At 56.3% G+C, this 17,705-nt stretch carries 12 protein-coding genes, 1 tRNA gene and 2 pseudogenes; 9 read left to right on the top strand and 6 right to left on the bottom strand.

Annotated elements, in window-relative coordinates; translation table 11 throughout:
* The first annotated feature begins 210 nt into the window (after positions 1–210).
* The 7 genes and pseudogenes from AAZU54_RS24280 (at position 211) to AAZU54_RS24310 (ending at position 9,237) form a co-directional block, all read left to right on the top strand.
* Positions 211–621: a pilin gene (locus AAZU54_RS24280; RefSeq protein ID WP_368973385.1), complete on the top strand. Its 411-nt coding sequence runs from the start codon at positions 211–213 to the stop codon at positions 619–621.
* Positions 622–747: 126 nt separating this feature from the next.
* Positions 748–823, top strand: a tRNA-Thr gene (locus AAZU54_RS24285).
* 164 nt (positions 824–987) lie between these two features.
* Positions 988–2,314, top strand: a pseudogene (locus tag AAZU54_RS24290) (tyrosine-type recombinase/integrase).
* A gap of 893 nt (positions 2,315–3,207) precedes the next feature.
* Positions 3,208–3,426, top strand: a pseudogene (locus AAZU54_RS24295) (integrase domain-containing protein); the annotation flags it as partial.
* 290 nt (positions 3,427–3,716) lie between these two features.
* Positions 3,717–7,103 (top strand): P-loop NTPase fold protein, encoded by a 3,387-nt coding sequence (locus tag AAZU54_RS24300; RefSeq protein WP_434727764.1) that lies wholly within the window; start codon positions 3,717–3,719, stop codon positions 7,101–7,103.
* Positions 7,104–7,611: 508 nt separating this feature from the next.
* Positions 7,612–8,397, top strand: a complete 786-nt coding sequence (locus tag AAZU54_RS24305; protein WP_434727765.1) for a hypothetical protein — start codon at positions 7,612–7,614, stop codon at positions 8,395–8,397.
* 165 nt (positions 8,398–8,562) lie between these two features.
* Positions 8,563–9,237 carry a hypothetical protein gene (locus AAZU54_RS24310; RefSeq protein ID WP_434727766.1) on the top strand — a complete coding sequence of 225 codons (675 nt, stop codon included), beginning with the start codon at positions 8,563–8,565 and terminating at the stop codon, positions 9,235–9,237.
* Between the two features lie 68 nt (positions 9,238–9,305).
* Here AAZU54_RS24310 and AAZU54_RS24315 read toward each other — a convergent pair whose 3' ends face one another.
* The gene (locus tag AAZU54_RS24315; RefSeq protein ID WP_434727767.1) at positions 9,306–10,457 is read right to left on the bottom strand and encodes a PIN domain-containing protein; all 1,152 of its coding nucleotides are present in this window, start codon (positions 10,455–10,457) and stop codon (positions 9,306–9,308) included.
* A gap of 739 nt (positions 10,458–11,196) precedes the next feature.
* Here AAZU54_RS24315 and AAZU54_RS24320 point away from each other — a divergent pair.
* Both AAZU54_RS24320 and AAZU54_RS24325 read left to right on the top strand, forming a co-directional pair.
* Positions 11,197–11,442: a hypothetical protein gene (locus tag AAZU54_RS24320; RefSeq protein ID WP_264237163.1), complete on the top strand. Its 246-nt coding sequence runs from the start codon at positions 11,197–11,199 to the stop codon at positions 11,440–11,442.
* Positions 11,443–11,916: 474 nt separating this feature from the next.
* Positions 11,917–12,150, top strand: a complete 234-nt coding sequence (locus AAZU54_RS24325) for a hypothetical protein (RefSeq protein ID WP_186553714.1) — start codon at positions 11,917–11,919, stop codon at positions 12,148–12,150.
* Position 12,151: 1 nt separating this feature from the next.
* Here the strand turns inward: AAZU54_RS24325 and AAZU54_RS24330 are convergent, their stop codons facing one another.
* From AAZU54_RS24330 to AAZU54_RS24350, 5 genes are all read right to left on the bottom strand, one after another.
* Positions 12,152–12,706 carry a PqiC family protein gene (locus AAZU54_RS24330; RefSeq protein WP_404690036.1) on the bottom strand — a complete coding sequence of 185 codons (555 nt, stop codon included), beginning with the start codon at positions 12,704–12,706 and terminating at the stop codon, positions 12,152–12,154.
* A 17-nt stretch (positions 12,707–12,723) separates the two neighbouring features.
* Positions 12,724–14,379: an intermembrane transport protein PqiB gene (locus tag AAZU54_RS24335; RefSeq protein WP_428625905.1), complete on the bottom strand. Its 1,656-nt coding sequence runs from the start codon at positions 14,377–14,379 to the stop codon at positions 12,724–12,726.
* Positions 14,363–15,004 (bottom strand): paraquat-inducible protein A, encoded by a 642-nt coding sequence (locus tag AAZU54_RS24340; protein WP_186553717.1) that lies wholly within the window; start codon positions 15,002–15,004, stop codon positions 14,363–14,365. Before AAZU54_RS24340 ends, AAZU54_RS24335 begins: the two co-directional genes overlap by 17 nt.
* Entirely contained in the window at positions 15,001–15,597 is a 597-nt protein-coding gene (locus AAZU54_RS24345) for a paraquat-inducible protein A (protein ID WP_186553718.1), read from the bottom strand. The genes AAZU54_RS24340 and AAZU54_RS24345 overlap by 4 nt, the downstream gene beginning before the upstream one ends.
* 106 nt (positions 15,598–15,703) lie before the next feature.
* Positions 15,704–17,275, bottom strand: coding sequence for a methylenetetrahydrofolate reductase C-terminal domain-containing protein (locus tag AAZU54_RS24350; protein ID WP_434727768.1), 1,572 nt, complete (start codon positions 17,273–17,275; stop codon positions 15,704–15,706).
* Between the last annotated feature and the right edge of the window lie 430 nt (positions 17,276–17,705).

A 17,705-nucleotide genomic window follows, 5' to 3' on the forward strand; every position in this document is an offset into this window, starting at 1 on the left:
CTCCTTGCTGTACGTGCGACAAGCCCGGTAACAGCTTGCCGTGCCCCTGCGTGGGCGGGTTTCCCTGATGGTCACTAGAGTAGTTCAGCGAACATGACGTCCAGCCGGGCAGGGGTGACAAAAGGTGTCTGATGAGGCCTACTGCGCGCCTGCCAGCCTGGCGTCCAACAGTGGATGAAGGCTCAGCCGAATCAACAAGGAAACGCGTTCATGAAAGGCCAACAAGGCATCACCCTGATCGAACTGATGATCGTCGTCGCGATCATCGGCATCCTCGCCACCATCGCCGTGCCGATGTACACCAACCACCAATCGCGGACCAAAGCCGCCGCCGGCCTGCTAGAAATTTCAGCCCTCAAGACCGCAATGGACCTGCGCCTGAACGAAGGCAAGGACGTGACGGATGTAGCGGCCCTCGGCGGCCAACCCGCCACCGCACATTGCGCAATCACTGCCCAAGGCACAGCTGCAAATGGCACCGGCGCCATCACCTGCACCTTGGCCGACGGCCCGGCCAGCGTGATGGGCAAAACCCTGACCCTGACCCGCGCCGCCAGCGGCTGGACCTGCACCACCAACATCGAAGAAGACCTGGCCCCAAGCGGCTGCAAAGCCGGCTAACCCCCGGTCATCCAGCCCGCTGTAGGAGCGGGCTTGCCCCGCGATGAGGCCCCCAGCACTCACCAATATCTGACAAAAAACCAGCAGTTTGCGAAACCGCCACGGCAGTGGTACGTTGCGCAACACGCCGGTGTAGCTCAGTCGGTAGAGCAGCGCACTCGTAACGCGAAGGTCGCAGGTTCGATTCCTGTCTCCGGCACCACATCCAGCTCCACTGCATTCCGCTGAATGCTTTGGAAGCCCTCTAAACCGGCCTTCTGGCCGGTTTTTCGTTTCCACGACCCTCCGTCGGGAACCAACAAAATCCCCAATAACCGGGGGTATTTTTGGGGTACAGCGTCTTTCCTGCATGGAGAACGTACCCCTATGCCACGCCTAGCCATTCCGCTCAGCGACCTCAAATGCCGCACGGCAAAACCGCGTGATCGCGCCTACAAACTGTTCGACGGCGGGGGTATGTACCTGTACGTCGCGCCCAGGCTCGAAGACTTGGCGGCTGCGGTATTTCAAACCCAACGGCAAGGAAGGCACGCTGATCATCGGCAAGTACCCCATCGTTTCGTTGGCCGTTGCGAGGACCAAGCGCGATGAGGCCAAGGCGCTGTTGCTCGACAACCTTGATCCGATGGAAGAGAAGCAGAAGGCCAAGATCGCTGCCCAGCGTGCGAGTCTTCTGTTTGAAACCGTCGCTTTGGAGTGGCACGTCGAAATGTCCCGGCGCTGGACTGAGGGCCACGCCAAGACGGTGCTGAGCAGGTTGCGTACCCATGTGTTTCCACTAATCGGCCAGCGGCCTATCGCTGAACTCGACACCCATGATCTCCTTGAGGTCACCCAGCGGATCAAGGATCGCGGCACCATGGATGTAGCGCTGCGTGTGCAGAACTATCTCTCCACGATCATGCGAGGTGCGAAGCGGGCGCGGCAGATCACTCAAAACCCGGCGCTCGATCTGGCCGGCTCGATTCAAGCGCCGCGCACCCTGCACCGTCCCGCACTTTCGCTAAACCGCCTTCCTGAACTGTTGGATCGAATCGACAACTATACCGGTCGCGAACTGACCCGGCTCGCAGTGCTACTGACGCTGCATGTGTTCGTGCGCTCCAGCGAACTGCGCTTCGCCCGGTGGGATGAATTCGACCTCCAACGGGCGATGTGGGAGATCCCCGATACCCGCAAGCCGATTGAAGGCGTCCGCTATTCCACACGCGGGACCAAGATGAGTGGGGACATTCAGATAGTGCCGCTGTCGCCTCAAGTGATCGAAATCCTTGAACGGCTGCGCAACTTGAATCGCTTCTCTGAACTCGTGTTGCCCGGTGACCACAGGTACTGGAAACCCTTGTCGGAGAATACGGTTAACCAGGTGCTGCGCAATACGGGGTACGACACCACCAAGGACGTGTGTGGGCATGGCTTCAGGACCATGGCTTGTAGTGCCTTGCTCGAATCAGGGCTGTGGACGGACGCGGCGATTGAGCGGCAGATGAGTCATCAGGAGCGTAACCGCGTGCGCGCCGCTTACATCCACAAGGCCCAATTTCTGGAGCAGCGTCGGTTGATCATGGCGTGGTGGAGTAACTACATCGATGCCAACAGATCGGGCCATGTCACTCCGTGTGAGTTTGCCCATCCGGTAGGCGACAACGTCACAGCCTTGCCAAATGGCCATGGCGCATTCAATCGCGGGTGAGCCTGCGAGATCGGCGCGGGCTGCTCTTTTACACGGGTCCATCCAAACAGGGCTGCAAAGCCGCCCTGTTTGGATGGACCTCACTTTGAAAAGCTAAAAGCCACGACGTTATCCGGGATTTGCCACGGAATTCCACCGGTGGATAGCCGCTTCTCACATGCCCAATATCGCTGAGTTTCGACCCTTGACCGGGTTTATCCACAGGCGTAGAACTGGCCGTGCAAGCGCTGTCGATGACAGCACCCCAGGTGGCCCGAACCTTCAAGGCCACGCCGCTCTCGCGGTGGTTCTACCCAAGGGCGATTAGCATTCGGCAGCTCGCCCGGTCACTACCCATGTGATGAATGCTCTTACACATATAGCGCTCGTGCGCCAGACACACCGTACCTCGCTGCCCTGCAGCAACCTATCCGCTTGGCCGAATCCTGCGCCAACCTGTGCCCGTCTCTTTCTCTGGAAAGAGACGGGCACTTCTACCACTGCTGCAGCCCTGATCGCACATGGCTTTGCGGCAATCCCCCTCGTGACAATCGGCGTGACAAACGCCGATGTCACCAGCAACAGCGCTGTAGATGATGGTGCCGCAGACCAGGGAATGGACTGCACCTGACTGACAGTCAGGCATGCCCCGGTCATCGCATTGCTGCTTGCACTTGGCTCAGGATCTTCAGGCACTGGTCTCGTCAGCCAATGCTGCCTCCACCCGCCCACCGGTAACGGTGCTCAGGAGGCCAGATCATGAGATGCCCTTGCTCCCGGTCGTAAGGAGCCGCCAGTCCCGCGTAGTGGACATTCCCCACAGGTCGCAGGGGCCTTGATCCCTGATAACACTCAACATTCTTGGCGGGATGACGTGGGGCGAGGATCGGAGAGCGGACGATGAGGTGATCGACATGGCATTGGTGGGTAGACGCGATGGTCGTAATTTCGATTACGGCAGGCGATAGAGCTACGCAGGGCCGCAAGCGCTGAGATACATGTTCGGCGGCCGTCATTACGACACGGTCAAGGCGCACTGTGACCGGTGGTTGGCGTTTGTGAAGTGGCGTCGCTCCGACCAGGGGCCCGGTATCAATGATGCACGACAGATTGATCGGAAAGTGTTGGCCGACTAGGCGGCGTATCTGCGCGACGTGGTTACCTGCATGGGTGTTGTTGGACGCAAAATCCTACAACCAAAGGACGCCCTCCGGATCGCAATAGTGTCGTTTTATGGCAGCTTGCCATCTATGTAATATGTCACTATCTTGTGGTTTATGGCTGGATCATAACTACATATGGTGGTTTTAAAGGGCGGGCGTCATCTGCGATGTAATCGCTTGGTTAGGGGCAATCGGGCTCCAGCGACATTCTCTGCACACGGGAATGACACAACGCGCAGGGATGGCATAAAAGGACTTCTATGCGGTTGATCAATTTCCATACTGAACACCCTGCAACTCAGGACGTGTTCCCCGGTGGTAGCCATGACAAGGTGGCGAGCGCAATCCACGGTCATTTGCTGAGTGACGGGCCCTCAAAGGTTGTGGGCCTGGATGGTGAGTTTGGCTCCGGTAAGAGCTCCATTCTGAGCATGCTGAAGACAAAGTTGACGGCTGCTGATTCTGATTTCAGGGTCTGGTTTTTCGACTGCGAGCAGAATTACCAGGGATCGACGAAGAGCAATTTCATCGAGCTTTTCACCGATGAGGTGCTCAAAGAAGTACCTCATGTCAGCAGGGCTGCGGAGACCCTGAAAGCCTCTCGCGATCGGGCCCTCGGACGCTTGTTCGAGTACAACAAACGAACAACGAGCCGGGTCAGTGCCTGGGCCTTGGCACTGGTCGCCAGCCTGTTTTTCGCCGCCACGTCATTCCGGGAGCTTTTTGCACTTTCGCGTAGCTCTCATGCGACCATCACAGGGACGTCGCCCGAAGCCGCCGCGCTTACCAACACGTTGCAAGACCCGTTTTGGTGGCTGATTGCGGTGCACCTTTTTTCTCTTTTGAGCCCTGTCCTGATCCTTAGCGCTGCCAAGTTTTGCCATAGGAAGGTGCGGGTCTGCGCCCAGAAATGGAGCCTTCTGAGTCTATTTAAAGGCTCTAGTGACGATCATATTGAGGAAAAGATTGAGGTTGGCAAGGAGGTGACGCCCCTTGATCTAAAGAAGACGCTTCTCGAACAGCTGAAGGTGGTTGAAGACAAGCGTTTTGTCATCATCCTAGACAACCTCGATCGCTTGCCAAAGGACAGCCTGCGGTCGGTGTGGAGCGACCTGGAGATCTTTATTGAGGTTGCTACAAAGGCTGCGAATCTGACGGTAATCGTTCCGTTTTGCTCAAACAAGGTGGCGGAATACCTGAAGGCAGACGGTGATCGACGGTACGATGCCAGGGACTTCATAGCGAAAAAATTTCCGGTGGTTTTCCGTTCGCCACCCATCATCACCTCGGGATGGAAAGATGGCTTCCGTCAGTTGTGGAACCATAGCTTCCAGGATGTTGACGGGAACGTCATCGAGCAGTGCGCACAACTGCTGCAGCGCCACAGCCCTATGGCCAACAACCTGGTCACGCCCCGGCTACAGAAGAAATTCATCAACGATATCGCCACGACAGCATTAGTGGTGGGGGAGGAGATCAGCCTCCTGGCTATCGCCAGCCATCTTCTGCTCTGCAAATATGCCGACCTTTCGCTGGTGGAGATACTGCGCACGGATGGTTTCTCGGAAACTTATCAGAAAGAAATTGGGGAGGAGCAAACTGAGCTGGTAAAGGACACTAAAAACCTGCTGGGTGGCACCCTTGGCGATTCCATGGAGACCGGGTGGCAGATCCAGTTCCTGCAGATTCATTATCTGACTACGGGTGATATTGCGATCGCCGAGCTCTTGGACACGCCATTGGCAGAAGCCTTTGCCAACGAGGATCATGACGCGTTGGGCGAACTTACTTCACTGTTCGGCTTCTCTGACGCCATGAAGCGCCTTCTATCCCAGCGTCCTTCGCTGGCTTCTCTGCTGCCAACCATTTCCCAGGCAAATCAGGCGCGTGAAGGCGACTGGATTGAGCCTCTCCTGCAACTGATCAATAGCGCGCAACTTGAACTGTTCGGCGAATCGAAAGCGGGAACTGAGGAGTTCTACGAAGCCGTGCGGTATTGCAGAGGCCATGGGTTGAAGGGGCGGTTACTGAGTAGTCATGGCGGCCAGCTGAAAACCGGCCTGCAGAAAATTCTGAACGCTGCGTTCGATCCTGAGCAACTGACGCCGGCCTGGGATCTCATGCAGGAATACGACTATTACCTCCAAGCGCTAGGGCTGGAGTTTGAAGCGGTCGTTGTTAAGCGTTCCGAGTATGTGATGCACCTGCTGCCTGATATTGCCCATCTGAACGTGATCAAGGCCAGTGGGTTTACCTTCGCGAACGTGGGACTTCCAGATGCACACGCGCAGTTGGTCAGCTGTGCCGACCACCAGATGGGGGTAGCGGTGTTGCCGACCGATTGCGTCGTGCCCGCGCTTGAATGGTTGTACGGGGAGCGCAAATTCGGCGGCGTTATTACCGGTGGTATCTCGGCTGGTGACGTGGCCATTCTGGCGAAATCCACAGGTGCTGCTGGGGAAGTAGAGAGCGCGGTGCTGGGACTTGGTTTGGCTGCGAATGTCGACCAGGTCATCGGCACTGCGATTACAACGTTGATGGCGAACAATGCCAGTCCGCTGATTAAGGCGGTGGCGGCAGTGACGTACATTCGGCAAGCCGACGCCGATTCGCTCGCCAAGCTCGATGATCTGGATGGTGTCTTCGAGTCGTCAGTCTTCCGGGCCTTGGCGAACGCATCGCTTACCACAGGTGCCTTGTTCCAATTGGTAGCCGACGCCCAAGTGGGTGAGTCGGTTGCCACCTACCTGGCTTACTTGATTCGAGAGGAGCGCATTGGGCCCCTGAACTGCGACAGGTTAACTACTGAATTCAGCGTGATTACCCAGGCGCTTTCGAAGGTTGGCCTTGCTGAGGCCGATGTCGCGGCTTGGCTCACAGCTTGGGACGTTCATATTGCAGAAGCCTCCAAGGACGCTCTGAAGGCGGACGTCCGATTGATCAGTGTCGTCATGGAGGCGGATGAAAATGTGCTGCCGAAAACTCGGGCGGATCTACTCAAGCAGCTCACGAGTGATGAGCGGACTCGTGATGAGTGGGTACAGATCATCTCGGCAGGGGCTAAACAACACCAGGCAATCCTGAATGGGATCGTGGGCAATGAAGAGCCCATACAGTCGATTGCAGCCGTCGGCGATGCCTTGATCGACGTGCTCAACTCCCTCGCGAACGGTACCGTGACTTCGCCGTGGGGAGCGGCCCAGTACGCCATGATGGATTCGCTGCTCAAGTTGCTTGATGCCCAGCAGCGTGACGTCATCGGTATCCGATTGAGAGCGATGCTCTTCGCGGAGTCGGTGGAGCCTGACGATTTCGCAATCCCGCTATCGAAATATGGCCATCTCATCCCGGATGTTCAGCCGTCTAATCCGCAAGAGGTTCAACGGATCGTCCTGTTCCTGGCGTACCTGAGCCGCAACCCCGACAGCCTTCCAGACTTGGCCAAACTCTTCGATGCGAAGGCCGAGCAGATAGCGGCGTTCAGGTACTCGACAGAACTCAGGAATACGATGGGGGAAGCTGTTGCCAAACTTTCAGAAATCACCCCGGCTCTCTACAAAAAGTTTGCTCAAACCAAGGGCTTCAAGCGCCTGATCCAGTCGCTCAAAAGGGCCGCGCGTGATCCAGAACCTGAGCAGGACGCGTGAAGGGCTGTTCCCGTTCAGAGCCCACGTACAGCGACGGTCGTGGTATGACCGTCGCTGTACGTCTAGACGCGGTCTATCTTCAGTAACTCGCCCCTCTCACTACTTTCAAGGGCAGTCACCTTTTTTGTGCTTATGCACTTCCAAATCAGGATGTTTGGATTTGTTTTCTTCGCTCAGTAAAAGGGGACAGATTTATTTTTTGTGACGCTCGTTGATGAAACATAAATTTTGAGCCTGCCCCGCGTCAACGGACGTCAAGAGGCGATGTTCGAGTCGCTCTCTTGAGGGTTGTGATGTTCACTCGAACCTACGGTAAAAATAAATCTGTCCCCTTCTTATGTATTCAGATTAATTAGGGTGCGAAATGTTATGGGCTGATGGCTGATGGCTGATGGCTGATGGCTGATGGCTGATGGCTGATGGCTGATGGCTGGTTAGCAGTTTTGTTAGTGGTAAATGTGTTCTAAAAATAGCAATATAATAGCGATGTTGGAATAAGGTTTTAAATATGAGCGGTAAATTTCGGGTTGACGAGTTTTCTTTGCAGGCGCAGCGGCATATTTATCCGCTGTATCGTAAAGACGGGCGAGGGGGATACGAATTTTCCTCTACTATGACATTTGTGAAAATTAAAGAGCTGTATTTTTGTGTGTTTGCAGCGCATGCTCTTACTTTGCGGGAAGATCAATTGAGTGAGATAGGAGCTCTTAAGACGGACGGAAGCTTTATGTCGCTGTCGGATGTATCTTATTTTTATAAGATCTGTCGGGAGAGGGATTTGTGTATATGTGCAACTAATGAGTTTGAGTACAAAAATTATTTTGATCTTGATCATGAATCAACTACCGAGTTTGTTGATGATTTCGGGTGGATAGGTTTTCCGAAGAAAAAAGCTATACAAAGCATACATAGTAGTAAATCTTCGTCAGAAAAAATTAGAGAGTACCTTTCGGAAGGGGTTGATGGTCTTAAAAAATGGGAGCATGCTAATTTTCTCTTACTCGGCGTTGAATTTGAGTCAGAATCAGAAAGGGAAGTGGTCGGAAAACATGTAAATGAAAATGTAGAATACGAGCACGAAGGATTCAAACAGAAAGGTTACTCACTTAAAGGTATGAGTGGTGGGGCTTTCTTTAAAGGTCCTAAGAAAATTCATTCAGATCAACCCCGCCTCGGTGATGTTTTCAAGTTTTTTGGTATAGGGCTAGAGTATAAAAATGGTATTTTGGTGAAAGGGGCGTCTAGACACTCTGTTCAAGAGATGATTAATGAAATGCTAGAAGCTTCGCTTTAATAAAGCTCTCGGGGGTGTGACTATTTAGTAACGCTTGAGTAATGTGGCGAATAGGGGAGGTTTCCTGATTTTGATAATTCTCGTTTCCCGTGGTGTTAGTTTGGTTGTGATTCACTAGCTAAGAAAACTATCGCGCTAAACATTAAGTTATATTTTGGAGGGGTTATGCTTTCAGATGAGGAGTGTAGGTTTCTATCTGAACGTATGAAGATTTCGGTCTCTCATGTTGAGGAAAAACTGAGTGAGGTTTTTTTATCTGGGTATAGGGCAGGAATTGAAGAGTTTGTTTCTTTTTGTGTGAAGGCGATTCGCACATGTCAGCTTGATGTCCTTGCTGATTCTCAACTTGTGTCAGGTTCTCATGAAGTAGTGGAGAGAATCAACAAGTGCGCCATTTTTTTACAAGGTAGAATATGTGATCAAGGTGCTAGGGATATTCTTGATGCGTTTAGGCATGCTTTTCGACTCTATGCGCTTGGAGGACTTCATGATTTATGGGTGTATCAAGAGAATGAGATGTGGTATCCAAAAATAATTTTGGATTGTGAACTTAAGCCCAATTGCATCAATCTGCTGCCAGGAGAAATAGTAATTTATCGAGGTGCAAGCATCTCAGAATGGGAGGTGTCACGATATGGCCAATCTTGGAGCACCGAAGAGGCTGTGGCACGGAGGTTTGCGTATCAAAGTTATGAGCACATGCCTTGGTTCAAAAGAGAAGAGCGTGTGGTGTTTAGAACTACGGTAAATAAAAGTTTGGTGTTTTATGCTTGCCAAGCTCCGGAGTATGAGGTGGTTGTTGATTCTACGAAAATCGGTTGCGTCGAATTGTTGTCTTAGTTTGGGTGAGGCTAATTTGAGCACCTACAGTTTTCTTGTAGGTGCTTTTAGTATCGCATGAAAGCTTTTTATTGAATGTTGGGTGCGAACATTGTTGATAGGGGGCGTCCCCTTCTGACTAGCGCAAATTGATCTACTGAAAATCCGCTACATTCTTTCGTAAGCTGGTTATATGTAAAGCTGGCTAAAAAGCCAGGTCTAATATACAGGCTTATAGTAGATATTTCGTGGCTGTGCTCTTCTTCGAAGAAGCCATCACAAGCTGTGATTAGCTCGCGATGGTTTTCGAATTCTCTGGTCGTAATGTCAAGTATGAGCTCGGTAATTCTCAGTTCAAATTTGCAGGAAACATATACCTCATGATTTTCAAGCGCTTTTGTTTCTATGTAGAAGAAGTCTTCTAGTCCCTCCATGATGTGAGCGGACAAAGGGCTGCAGCTTGAAAGTATTCCGGTGTGACTGAAAAGCTCTTTGCTTAAGCCTGAGCGCACACTACTGTCCATACTTTGTAAGTATGATATAGCGCTTTCTTCGAGATACTCCCTGAATTCCTCATCGTCTCTGTGTCGGTCCAGTGCATGTTCGTCAGAATTTACGTGGTTTTTCAGGAATTCGTTCAAGGAGCTAATTAGGTGGATTTTGCACTGAAGGTTTTTTTCGTCTATGTCGTTCTGTAGGTCGTCGTGGAAATGATCCTTGGTTTTTCCCATGAAGTCATTTGTATTTGATGTTATGAAGAATACGTCTTCTGTGATTTTGTTATTTTCCAGATGGTCGAGTAACGAAAGCCAGATTAGAGTGTCCCTGTATCCTTTTTCGTTTTCGCGAAATGGCCTGACCCTTAAAATAGCTCGACGCGCCATTTCTTCGTGAGAAATGTTTTTGTATTCAACTATTTTGAGGTCTTCAATTTTTGCTTTTAATACGGACTCTAGACTATATGATTCTTGCTGCTCTAGCCTTGGTGCCTCTAGCTTAATACTTGGTGCCACTTTTTCAAGAGCCTTGTTGGAATTCTCCACGTCTCGAATAGCATCATTGAGTGAACGCATGTATAGATTGTCGACTTCTTGTGTTACCACTCTCGGTATGACCAGTGTGCAGCCTTCATTGTTTATGTAGTGGATGAGCAGTCTTAGTGGTGCTGACCTAAGGAACCAATTGTTGTGTATTATGTTTGAGTCGATAATTATATGCATGTGCTCAATGCCGGTCTGCATGGGGTGTGGTTTTTTGGGGGGCAGTTAAAGTTTCGATTCAAGGTGTTGGTGAAGACCTTGTGCTGGTTGCCCATTAAAGAATTAGTGAACTATTACTGAAGCACCGGGCGCATGTCAACCAGCACCTGCCAGATTAAGGTATGATTCACAAGTGTAAATAATTACGATTTAATGAGACTTTGTGCCTATAAGCCAATGTGCCAAGCAACTGATGATGGTAGGTTAAGGGGGCTTCAGTACCATTGCCTGGCGATGTGGCTTCTAAATTTTTGGCATGGATGCTTTTGTGACTAAATACCCGGGTGGCGTGACGATTAGTTATACAGTTCTGTTACGGTAAACATGCTTGGATACAACATCCTTCAGATCGCTTTGTTTTCGGTTAAGTTATGAGGGGCTGCCATGGTTAAACGGCCATTACTGCGCGTTCAGTGGTGTTGTCTTTGGACTGCAAACTATCGATAAGGTGTCATGGGGTAGTTTTAGAGATAGAAAATTTTAGTCTCATTGAAATTAATAAAAAAATCAGTAGCTTGTGTATTGATTCGACTCCTGTCTCCGCACCAGCTCTAAACTTTTCAGAAACCCACATCATCTCGCACCCCACAACCCCCATTTTGAGCGGCCTTGCCGTTTCTGCTAGGCTCGTTTTCCTTCACGCTACGGGCTCCATGATCGAGCCTGAGGCATTCAGGAAGCGGACGATTCACAAGTCCTAGTTAAGAAAAGGAAGTACACCATGTCTAACCCTCGTCACTGGAATGACTGGGCTGGCGGACTGACCCTAGTCCTTCAGGCAGTCGTCTACATTCCTTTGCTTTACATCATCCTGATGCCATGGCTTTGCCTGGCACTCGTCAAGCTAGAGAAAACGCCATTCTTCCCTAGTTTTTTCCACGCGATGGCTTCCTCAGGCTGGCTGATCGCTTCCGGGGTCGTGGGCCTAACGGTCCTATTTGTAGTGGTTCGCAGCTTGGTCCGCTGAAAAAATGGCGAGTTAAGCGTTGGAAGGCTGATCACCTTTTCCTTCGTCATTGGAGGAAGATTCTGTCTCCACTGCCCCTTGCCCCGCCCAGCCTCAAGGTCTAAATTGGCGAGGTCGCGGCAAATTCCGCGACCGGGTTTGGCGACTCGGATAACTTGGCGCAACAGCGCCCCACACGATTGCAGGCGCTTTTTTTGTGCCCGCAGCCTCGTGCCATGGCGGCTGTGCGTGGGAGACCTTCGGGTCTGCCGGGTTCCAAGTTCCCGGTTCGCCAACCTGCGTACAGCTGCCACCCAATTGTTTGGCGACGATGCGTGGCAGCTCCAATCAAACTTGGAGTCTCATGCATGCCTACTCGCATACCGAGCAAAGTCCTCGCATTCGTTCTCCGCCGTCCACTGCGGCCGGCATCTCGTAGCCTTCGCTTCTATCCCATTCACACCCAACCCACCACAACCCCAAGGCAGGCCCCCCATGCCTGACCAAGAACGCCTCTCCACCCTGCAAAGCTACACCTGGACCCTAGAACTCCTAGCCGAAGCCCTGGTCCAGCACGACGACATGCTCGAGTGCGAACACAACCCGCGCCTGAGCTTTCGCAACACCGCGGGCATCCACCAGGCGATCCGCATCATCAGCCGCCTGGCCAGCGAGCAATGTGGAAAACTCCTCGATACCGGCGACAACGCCCTAGCCGACAGCAGCTGACTCAACGTTCGCCAGGGCACCCCCCGCGCAGATTCCCAGCCGCCTGACGAATCTGCGTGGCCAGCCCTTGCACGTTGTTCTGCTGCGCCCGGACCAAGTCCTCGATCTCCGGCCCGGCGGGCGTTTGCAGCAGGCTGTGGCAGTTGAGCATCTCTCCACCCTCAGCCCCGCGCAGGCGCCAGCGGGCATCGATCAGTGCGTACTGCCCGGGGATCGAGTCAAAGCGCTGCACGTTGATCTTCACCGCCACTTTGCGCGCCGCGCTGCCGTTGCCCAGTTGCACCACCAGGGCACTGCGCAGCTCTTCACTGAGGCTCGCGCCCCACCACTCGGTTTCAAGAATGGCCAGGCCGTTGCTGCCTTGGCGAATGACGATCTGCGCCCGGTCGACCTGCGGCGGCACGCTGATGCCTTCGATCACCACTTCGGCGGCGTTGCTGCTGGCCTGGGTGGGGGCGTGCACTGGGGTCAGGGTGTGAAAGGCAATCGGGTCGCTGCGGCACGCGGCGAGCAGGGCCAGGGTGCAGAGCAGCGGGAGGGTGTGCCGTGGGGTCATGGGTTTCGCTCCTGCGGTCAGTTGCGCGGTGGGCCTTGCAGGTCCAGGGGCGCGGCGTTGGCGGGGCGGCCGCGGATCAGCGATTCGGGGTTGCGTCCGAGGTAATCGGAGAGCTCGCGCAGCGAGCGTGACATGCGCGCGAGTTCGTCGAGGGTTTCGGTGAGTTTTTCGCGCTGCGGTGAGTCTTCGGCCAGGGTCGAGTTGGCCGATTGCAGGGTCTGGCTGACGTGGGCGAGGGTGTCTTGCACGCGGGGCAGGGTCTTGCTGTTGAACTGGGCGAGGCTTTTGCGCAGCTCGACCAAGTTGCTGTCGAGGTTGCTGGCGATGCGTTCGACCGGCAGTTTGTTGATCTTCTCGACCATGGCCTGCAATTGCTCTTGCAGCAGTTCGAGGCTGCCGGGGATGGTCGGGATGGCAATCGGCCGGGCGTTGAGGTCGAACTCGGCTTTTGGCGCTTTGGGGAAGAACTCCAGGGCAATGTACAGCTGGCCGGTGAGCAGGTTGCCGCTGCGCGCCTGGGCGCGCAGGCCGTTGTCGACGAAGGTGCTGAACAGCTTGGCGGAGGCGGCGATGTCGTCGGGGTTGTGCTTGAGCACTTTGAGCATTTTCACGTGGGCCTGGCCTAGGCGTTGGGGGTAGACGACGATGCCGACGTTGATCGGGAAGCTGCGTTTGACTTCGTCGAAGTCGAGGTTCACCGACACCACGCGGCCAATTTCTACGCCGAGAAATTCCACCGGGGCGTCGACCTTGAGGCCGCGCAGGGCCTGGTCGAAGCGCAGGGTGAAGTACTGCGCCTTGCCGTTGGGCGGGGCGAGGGCGGTTTGCTGGTCGGCGAACAGTTCGTAGGTCTTGTCTTCGGCGGCGGGGCTGTCGTTGGGGCTGTACTCGGGGGCGCGGAAGGCGATGCCGCCGACGATCAGGGTGGACAGCGATTCGGTCTTCACCGAGACGCCATTGGCGCCGACATTCACATCGACGCCGCTGGCGTTCCAGAAACGGGTGTTTTCGGTGACGTAGGCATCGTTGGGGGCGTGGATGAACACTTCGATGTTCACCCCTTTGCCATCGGCATCCAGGGCGTAGGCGACCACTTGGCCGACCGGGATCTTGCGGTAGTAGACCGGCGAGCCGATATCCACCGAGCCCAAGTCGGGAGCGTGCAGGGTGAAGCGTTTGCCGGGTTCGCCGTAGGTGATCGGCGGCGGGTTTTCCAGGCCGGTGAAGTGCTTGGCGCGGGTGTTGGACTGGCCGATGTCGGCGCCGACGTAGTCGCCCGACAGCAGGGTGTCGATGCCCGACACGCCGCCGGCACCAATGCGCGGGCGGACTACCCAGAATTGCGAATCTTCGCGGGTGAAACCTTCGGCTTGTTTGTCCAGTTTCACCGTGGCGTTGACGCTTTTCTGATCATCGCTCAGGGCCACTTCCGACACGTGGCCGATGACTACGCTGCGGTATTTGACTTCGGTCTTGTTGGCGGTGAGGCCGGCGCCGGTCTTGAAGGTGAGGGTGATGGTCGGGCCTTCCTGCATTGTGCGGTGGATCACCAGCGACAGGCCGACCAGCACCGCGACGATGGGCACGATCCACACCAGCGAGACGCTGAAGCGGCGGGTTTTCACCTCTGGCCGGGCGGGCTCGCGGGGGGCTTGATCAGTGGGTGACGACATCCGTGCGCTCCTTGGTGGCGGGTGGTTCCCAGATCAGGCGGGGGTCGAAGCTCATGGCCGCGAGCATGGTGAACACCACCACCAAGCCGAAGAATAGAATGCCCGGGCGTGGCTCGATGGTGCCCAGCGCTTGGAATTGCACGAGGGCGGCGACCAGTGCCACCACCAGCACGTCGAGCATCGACCAGTAGCCGATCAGCTCGACGAAGCGGTACAGCTTGGAGCGCTCCTTGCGCGCCCAGTCGCTGCCGCGCTGGACGGTGATCAGCAGCAGCGACAGGGCGACGAACTTGACCCCGGGCACGGCGATGCTGGCGATGAAGATGATCAGGGCGATGTCCCACGCGCCGTGCTCCCAGAACTCCAGCACGCCGCTCATGATGGTGCTGTCGGCGCCGTCGCCGAGCAGGGTGGTGTTCATCACCGGCAGCAGGTTGGCCGGCACGTAGAAGGCCAGGGCGGCGAGCATGTAGGCCCAGGTGCGCGCCAGCGAGTTGGTCTTGCGCCGGTGTAGAGGCGCGTCGCAGCGTGGGCAGTGGTGCGGCTCGTTGCTCATGTCGCAGGCCAGGCCGCAGCTGTGGCACAGGCACAGGTTGAGTTCGCTGGCGGTTGGTGGGCGGTTCATAGCAGGTCCCACAGGTCGCGCACATCGCGCCCAGCAATGCGGATCAGCAACAGGCTCAGCGCGGCCAGGGCGAACAGGCCGATGCCGGGCAGTACGTCGAGCATGCCGGCCAGCTTGAACACCGCGACCATGGCGCCGAGCAGGCACACTTCGAGCATGCTCCACGGGCGTAGGGTTTCCAGCCAGCGCATGGCCAGCTTGAAGCCCGGGGCGCGGCGCTGGGCGAGGGCGAAGGTCAGCACCCAGGTCAGCAGCACCAGCTGGAAGGCCGGGGCGATGATGATGGCGATGGCGGCGACCATGGCCATGAAGGTGATCGGGCCTTGGCTCAAGGCCAGGACCGAATCCCACAGGGTCGCGCTGTTTTTCAGGCCCTGCATGCTGATGCTCATCACCGGGTAGAAGTTGGCGAACAGCCAGAGCATGGCGGCGGTGATGCTCAACGCCAGGCGCTGTTGCACCGTGAGGCCGTTGTAGCGCTGGAGCACGCCGGCGCAGCGGCTGCAGACAGTTTTCTGGTGCTTGGCGAGCGGGACCTTTTCGTAGACGCAGTCGCAGTGCTCGCAAATGATGAACTGGGCAGCATGGGCCATGTTCACGCTCGAAGGGGCCGCTTGGCAGGGACTCAGTGAATATAGGAGCGCTGGGATAAACGGCAACTTTTTCGGGGGCCGTTTATCGTTGATGGGGGAGGGCGGGTTAGCTGTCGATTTCGGCGGGTTGCTTGGTGTGGGCCGGCCTGGAGTGGTGGGCTGAGGGTTTTATGTTGGAAGGGATGGCCTCTTCGCGGGCAAGTCGCAGCGGCGCACCGCCGCTCCCACAGGGTTCAGGGGTGTTTGCGGGAGTGAACCAGGCTGGCCAGGAGCTTTGATGGCGGGTGAGGAGTTCGATGCAGGGGATCAGGCGGTCGGTGAGTACTGCGGTTTGCTGGACGGATTTGGCGGTGCGGTATTTGACGCTGTGCACGCACTCGCGGTCGCCGAACTCGCAGCGGTTGAGCGAGGTGCCGCCGCAGGGGCCGTTGGCCAAGCCCTTTGGGCAGCTTTCCGGGCAGATGTAGAGGGTGTCTTCGAGGCGGCAACGCCCGCAGGTGTCGCAGCCGAGCAGGGGGCGTTTGATGCTGCGTTCCAGCTGGTGCAGCAGGCGCGCGCCTTGGGCTGTGCGCCAAACCGGGCGGGTGACGGCCCAGCCGAAGCTGCGGCTGAGCCAGTTGCTGCGGTCGAACAACAGTGAGTGCAAGCCAGACAGCACGTGGTAGCGGGCCTGCTCTGTGCGGCTGGCGCTGACGCGCGACTCGCCCAACCGCCAGTTGGCGCCGGGTGGGTTGAAGGTGACTGCGGGCAAGCCGGGCATTTGCCAGCTGGCAGCCCAGGCGGGTGCCCATTGCTCCAGGGTGTGGATTTCGCCTTGCTGGGTGTGCAGCGCCTGCTCCAACGCTTGGAACTGGGCCAGGTCATGGATGCCGGAAAGGTGCACGCCCGCATAGCCCATCAACTTCAAACCGATCACCTGCAGCGCCAGGCGCTCGATGCTGCGGGTCTGGGCGAAGGCCTTGGACACGTCCAGCTCGGCCGCGAGGATGTCGCGCATCGAGGGGCTGACCACCGCGCCTGCCACGTGTTCGAGCATCTTGGCGCGGCCGTGGGTCAGGGCCATCAGGCAGGCAATCAGCGGCTTGGGTGTGCGCTGGCGGCGCATCCAGTGCAGCGCTTCCTGGTGCTTGCGGTCGTCATAGCCCATTTGCAGGGTGAGAAAATCCGCTCCGGCGCTGAGTTTTTTCTCGGCTTTGAAGTATTGCGCGGCGCCTTCTTCCTCGTGGTACTTGAACGGGTTGAGTGCGGCGCCGAGCAGCCAGTCGGGGCGGGCTTGGCGGGTGATTTGTAGCGCCGCGACCGATTCGAGGTAGCGCACCGGGCGTTGGCCGGGCTGGTGGCCGGGGAGGCGGTCGCCGGTGAGGATCAGCAGCTGGTCGAGGCCGGCGCTGTCCATGCGTTTGAGCTGGGCGAGCAGGTCTTGGCGTTCGCGGTCTTTGCCGGAGAAGTGCAACAGGGCGGGAACGGCTGTGTCGAGGGAGGTGAAAGCGTCCAGCGGCGACATGTCCAGCGGGCTGCCGACCCGGTCGCCGATGGCCACGGTCAGCGGCCAGCCGCACAGCTGCTTGCGGGCCATGATCGCTTCGAGGGCGGCGAAGCGCTCGGCGCTGGGCTTGGGGACGAACTCCATGACGCAGACGAAGGTGTGTTCGTGCAGGGCGTCTTTCAGCTGGCTCATGGCGGGCTGGGTACCGGGCTGGGGTAGGCTGGCATTTTGCGCGATGTGCGGGGTGGGCGCTTGTCTGGATGCGCAGCTTAGTGATTTGGTTGAGACATTGAGATTGTCAGGGGCCGCTTTGCGGCCCTTCGCGGCGGTTCGGCGCCCCGACAAGCCAGCAGGCTCATTGCCAGCCGGAAGAATGGCGCGGTAGCTGTGGTAGGTGTGGTGGATGATCTGGCCTCTTCGCGGGCAAGCCCGCTCCCACAGGCTCATTGCCAGCCGGCAGAATGGCGCGGTACCTGTGGTAGGTGTGGTGGATGGTCTGGCCTCTTCGCGGGCAAGCCCGCTTGTATGGTTAGACTTGAAGGGGTGGTGGGACTAAATGCCCGATTCTGACTGTTCGCAGCAGTACAGACCGTGGGAGACATCGCCCCACCCCTTCCACCAA

The sequence above is a fragment of the Pseudomonas sp. Je.1.5.c genome (assembly GCF_051129895.1).
GTDB classification, from domain to species: domain Bacteria; phylum Pseudomonadota; class Gammaproteobacteria; order Pseudomonadales; family Pseudomonadaceae; genus Aquipseudomonas; species Aquipseudomonas urmiensis.

What these genes read in the sequence shown, in the direction of transcription:
- AAZU54_RS24325 (WP_186553714.1), top strand. Translation starts at nt 11,917, where the DNA reads ATGCCTGACCAAGAACGCCTCTCCACCCTGCAAAGCTACACCTGGACC.
- AAZU54_RS24320 (WP_264237163.1), top strand. Translation starts at nt 11,197, where the DNA reads ATGTCTAACCCTCGTCACTGGAATGACTGGGCTGGCGGACTGACCCTA.
- AAZU54_RS24305 (WP_434727765.1), top strand. Translation starts at nt 7,612, where the DNA reads ATGAGCGGTAAATTTCGGGTTGACGAGTTTTCTTTGCAGGCGCAGCGG.
- AAZU54_RS24300 (WP_434727764.1), top strand. Translation starts at nt 3,717, where the DNA reads ATGCGGTTGATCAATTTCCATACTGAACACCCTGCAACTCAGGACGTG.
- AAZU54_RS24280 (WP_368973385.1), top strand. Translation starts at nt 211, where the DNA reads ATGAAAGGCCAACAAGGCATCACCCTGATCGAACTGATGATCGTCGTC.
- AAZU54_RS24345 (WP_186553718.1), bottom strand. Translation starts at nt 15,597, where the DNA reads ATGGCCCATGCTGCCCAGTTCATCATTTGCGAGCACTGCGACTGCGTC.
- AAZU54_RS24330 (WP_404690036.1), bottom strand. Translation starts at nt 12,706, where the DNA reads ATGACCCCACGGCACACCCTCCCGCTGCTCTGCACCCTGGCCCTGCTC.
- AAZU54_RS24350 (WP_434727768.1), bottom strand. Translation starts at nt 17,275, where the DNA reads ATGAGCCAGCTGAAAGACGCCCTGCACGAACACACCTTCGTCTGCGTC.
- AAZU54_RS24340 (WP_186553717.1), bottom strand. Translation starts at nt 15,004, where the DNA reads ATGAACCGCCCACCAACCGCCAGCGAACTCAACCTGTGCCTGTGCCAC.
- AAZU54_RS24315 (WP_434727767.1), bottom strand. Translation starts at nt 10,457, where the DNA reads ATGCAGACCGGCATTGAGCACATGCATATAATTATCGACTCAAACATA.
- AAZU54_RS24335 (WP_428625905.1), bottom strand. Translation starts at nt 14,379, where the DNA reads ATGTCGTCACCCACTGATCAAGCCCCCCGCGAGCCCGCCCGGCCAGAG.
- AAZU54_RS24310 (WP_434727766.1), top strand. Translation starts at nt 8,563, where the DNA reads ATGCTTTCAGATGAGGAGTGTAGGTTTCTATCTGAACGTATGAAGATT.